Below are 2,373 nucleotides of genomic sequence, written 5' to 3' on the forward strand. Positions count from 1 at the left end.
ATGTTCGAAGCCAACAGTGCGTGTACGAACGGTGCGGGCCGAGACCCTATGCTTCGCCCATGCATGTTCTCTTCGTCTGCACCGGAAACGTCTGTCGCTCCCCAACGGCTGAGCGCCTCGCAGTGGCATACGCCGAGGAGCTCGGGATCACCGATCTGACTGCCGAAAGTGCAGGTACACGCGCCGCGGTCGGACGCCCGATGGAACCGACGGCCGCGCAAGTCCTCGAAGGACTCGGGGGTGATCCGAGCGATTTCACCGCGCGGATGCTCACCGCCGATCTGGCGGCAGAGGCCGATCTGGTGTTGACGATGACCGAGCGTCAGCGCGAGAAGGTGCTCGCTTTGGCCCCTGAGCAGCTGAAGAAGACGTTCACCCTCAAGGAAGCCGCCCGTCTGGCCGAGGCAGCGGATGCGAAGTCGGTGGCCGATCTGGCTGCTGCGCGTCCCAGACACAAGGCGGGCGAATCCCCGGAGGACGTTCCGGACCCGATGGGACAGGACGAAGATACCTTCCTGACCATCGGGTCCGAGATCGCCGAACTACTGGGTGTGGTCGCGCGGAGCGTCCGCCTCTGACCAGGTTTCCTGGTCGTCACGGTAGCGGCGGGTGCGTCTCGGTGCGGTTGGCACCGGTGCGCCCGCCTGCTGCTCGTTGCCGTAGTGGTCGGCGGCTCCGTACCACTGCTGACTCTGGTCACCCGGGTAGGCCGGGGCACCCTGATAGGCCGGCACTTCCTGCGGATCTCCCCCGTTCGGACCGTACTCGTGCGATGGGTACTCGTCGCGAACGTACGGGGTCGGCTGCTGCGGTGCCGGCGGCTGCGGTGCCTGATGCTGAGGGGGCTGCTGCTGCACGGCAGGCTGCACGGGGACGGCCTGCTGCATCTGCGGCAGAGACTTGTCGGTCTCGTAGTAGTACTTGTACTCGTAGACGCCCCGTCCGCGACTCGGCGTCATCGTGATGATCGTTCCGAGGATGGTTGCCCCCACGCTGTGCAGGTTGCCCACCGCCCTCGACAGCTGATCCCGCTTGGTTTCGGCGTGCCGCGCGATGACCAGCGCGCCGTCCGACATCGCGGTCAGCACGGTCGCGTCGGTGACCGGCAGCAGCGGTGACGCGTCGACGATCACGTAGTCGAACCGTCCGCGCAGATCCGCCAGCACCTGGCGCGCCGTCTCCGTTCCGAGGAGCTCACTCGGGTTCGGCGGGATCGGTCCGGACGCCAGAACCGTGAGTCCCGCGTACTGCGTCGGCTGGAGCACGGCGTCGAGGTCGGCCTTGCCCGCCAGGACGCTGCTGAGACCGACGGAACCGACGACACCGAGGTACTTCGACACCCGCGGCTTACGGAGGTCACCCTCGACCAGGCACACGTTCTGGCCGCCCTCCGCCAACACGAGCGCGATGTTGATGGCGGTGGTCGTCTTGCCCTCGGTGGGCAGCGAACTGGTGACGACGATGACACGCGGCGGGTTGTCGACCTCGAGGAATTGGAGGTTGGTCCGCAGTTCGCGATAGGACTCCGCGCTCGACGAGTGCCCCTCGGCGAAATTGATGGCCTGCTGCGTCTGCCTGTCCTTGTCGAACGGGATGGTGCCGATCAGTGCGGATCCGGCCAGCTCCTCGACGGTGCGACGATCCTTGACCGTGTTGTCGAGGCGATCACGCAGGACTGCCAGCGCGAGACCGAGCAGCAAGCCCACCGCTGCACCCAGCGCCAGGTTCCGTTCGGTTTTCGGGGAGACCGCCACCGACGGCGTCTGTGCCTGCTGCTCGACGACGACGCGCGCCGCCGGCGCGCCGCCACGCTCGGGCGTTTCCAATTCTCGTGCCATGACGACGAACTCGTCGGACAGCGCGTTGGCGATATCGCGGGCGCGTTCCGGCGACGAGTCCTGCACCTTGACGTCGATCAGCACCGTGTCCGGCGCCGAGCTGGCCTTCACTTGCGATGCGAGTGCGGGCGCCGTCATGTCGAGGCCGAGCTTGTCGATGGTTCGCTGCGCGAGATTTTCACCGGTGAGCAGCTTGGTGTAGGACGTCACTCGCTGCTGCGAGAACAGATTGCCCTGGTATATCTCGTTGACTGATGCCCCGGACGACGTGGACACGAACATGCGGGTCGACGCCTCGTACATCGGCGTGGTGAGCAGTGATGCTCCCAGCGCGCCGAGAATAGCAACTACGGTCGTCACGGCGATGATTTTCCATCGTGCTTGCAGTATCCGCAGGTAGTCTTGTATTTCCATTATCGAGTCTCCCATCGACTTCACGCTCGGGGCTTGCGTGATCGTGCTGTCATCTACTTCGTTTCGACCCGACTGAACCTCTGCATCGTAGTGATGGCCGCGGTCAGGGGCGGCAGCTGCT

At 65.4% G+C, this 2,373-nt stretch carries 2 protein-coding genes; one reads left to right on the top strand and one right to left on the bottom strand.

Annotation, left to right across the window (positions count from 1 at the left end; genetic code table 11):
- Window positions 1–59 precede the first annotated feature (59 nt).
- Complete coding sequence (locus tag ACFVJ3_RS33855; RefSeq protein ID WP_378456214.1) at window positions 60–578, top strand: protein tyrosine phosphatase; 519 nt, start codon at window positions 60–62, stop codon at window positions 576–578.
- Here ACFVJ3_RS33855 and ACFVJ3_RS33860 read toward each other — a convergent pair.
- Complete coding sequence (locus ACFVJ3_RS33860) at window positions 543–2,252, bottom strand: polysaccharide biosynthesis tyrosine autokinase (protein WP_378456215.1); 1,710 nt, start codon at window positions 2,250–2,252, stop codon at window positions 543–545. The two genes, ACFVJ3_RS33855 and ACFVJ3_RS33860, sit on opposite strands and share 36 nt — an antisense overlap.
- Window positions 2,253–2,373: the final 121 nt, after the last annotated feature.

Origin of the sequence: Rhodococcus sp. NPDC127593 (genome assembly GCF_042671975.1) — a bacterium.
Taxonomy (GTDB): domain Bacteria; phylum Actinomycetota; class Actinomycetes; order Mycobacteriales; family Mycobacteriaceae; genus Rhodococcus_F.

Coding starts and splice junctions, on each gene's coding strand:
- ACFVJ3_RS33855 (WP_378456214.1), top strand. CDS start 60: ATGCATGTTCTCTTCGTCTGCACCGGAAACGTCTGTCGCTCCCCAACG.
- ACFVJ3_RS33860 (WP_378456215.1), bottom strand. CDS start 2,252: ATGGAAATACAAGACTACCTGCGGATACTGCAAGCACGATGGAAAATC.